Annotated in this window: 2 protein-coding genes; both read left to right on the top strand. The window is 64.9% G+C overall.

The genetic code is table 11. The features are described 5' to 3' along the window. Positions 1 to 806 (top strand): sulfate ABC transporter permease subunit CysW (gene cysW, locus L981_RS12335; RefSeq protein WP_043615998.1); only part of this gene is annotated, 806 nt, incomplete at its 5' end. A gap of 22 nt (positions 807 to 828) precedes the next feature. Then, the coding region (locus tag L981_RS12330) for an ATP-binding cassette domain-containing protein (protein ID WP_043615995.1) at positions 829 to 1,268 on the top strand (440 nt) is incomplete at its 3' end.

Below are 1,268 nucleotides of genomic sequence, written 5' to 3'. Positions count from 1 at the left end.
GGCTGACGCTGACGATCGCAGCCCTTGCCTTCGTCGCGCTGTTTCTGCTTTTGCCGCTTGCCGCCGTCTTCACCGAGGCGCTGCGCAAGGGCGTGACCGAATTCGTGCTGGCGCTTGGCGATGCCGAGACGTTTTCCGCCATCCGCCTGACGCTGATCGTTGCCGCCATCGCCGTGCCGCTCAACCTCGTCTTCGGCGTCGCCGCCGCCTGGGCGATCGCCAAGTTCGAGTTCAAGGGCAAAGCCTTCCTGACGACGCTGATCGACCTGCCGTTCTCGGTCTCGCCGGTTATCTCCGGCCTCGTCTTCGTGCTTCTGTTCGGCTCGCACAGTCTGCTTGGCCCCTGGCTGCAGAGCCACGGCATCCAGATCCTGTTTGCCGTGCCCGGCCTGGTGCTTGCCACCGTCTTCGTCACCTTCCCCTTCGTCGCCCGCGAGTTGATCCCGCTGATGCAGGAACAGGGATCGAGCGACGAGGAAGCGGCACTTTCCTTGGGAGCATCCGGCTGGCAGACCTTCTGGCATGTGACCCTGCCCAACATCAAATGGGGGCTGCTTTACGGCGTGCTTTTGTGCAACGCCCGCGCCATGGGCGAGTTCGGCGCCGTGTCGGTGGTGTCCGGCCACATCCGCGGCGAGACCAACACCATGCCGTTGCAGGTGGAAATCCTCTATAATGAATACAACTTCGTCGCCGCCTTCGCGGTGGCGGCGTTGCTGGCGCTGCTGGCGCTGATCACCCTGATTTTGAAGACGGCGCTGGAGATCCGCTACAGCGCCGAGATCGCCGCCAGCCGCAGACACTGACCAGCATTCGAAAGGTATCGCCATGGACGTGCGCGTTCACAACATCCGCAAGGAATTCGGCCGCTTCCCGGCGCTCGACGACGTCTCGCTCGACATCCGCTCCGGCGAGCTGATCGCGCTGCTCGGCCCCTCCGGCTCCGGCAAGACGACGCTGCTCAGGCTCGTCGCCGGTCTCGAAAGCCCGACCGAAGGCACGATCTTCTTCGGCGACGAGGATGCCTCGCAAAAGACCGTGCAGGAACGCAACATCGGCTTCGTCTTCCAGCACTATGCCCTGTTCCGCCACATGACCGTGCTCGACAACGTCGCCTTCGGCCTGAAGGTGCGTCCGGCCAATCGCCGGCCGCCGGCCGCCGAGATCCGCAAACGCGCGCTCGACCTTCTCGACCTCGTCCAGCTCTCCGGCCTCGACAAGCGCTATCCGGCGCAGCTGTCGGGCGGCCAGCGCCAGCGCGTGGCGCT

It is taken from the genome of Ensifer sp. ZNC0028 (assembly GCF_000799055.1).
Taxonomy (GTDB): domain Bacteria; phylum Pseudomonadota; class Alphaproteobacteria; order Rhizobiales; family Rhizobiaceae; genus Ensifer.
Note: the sequence above shows the minus strand (reverse complement) of the source record. Positions and strands in the feature narration are given on the sequence as shown.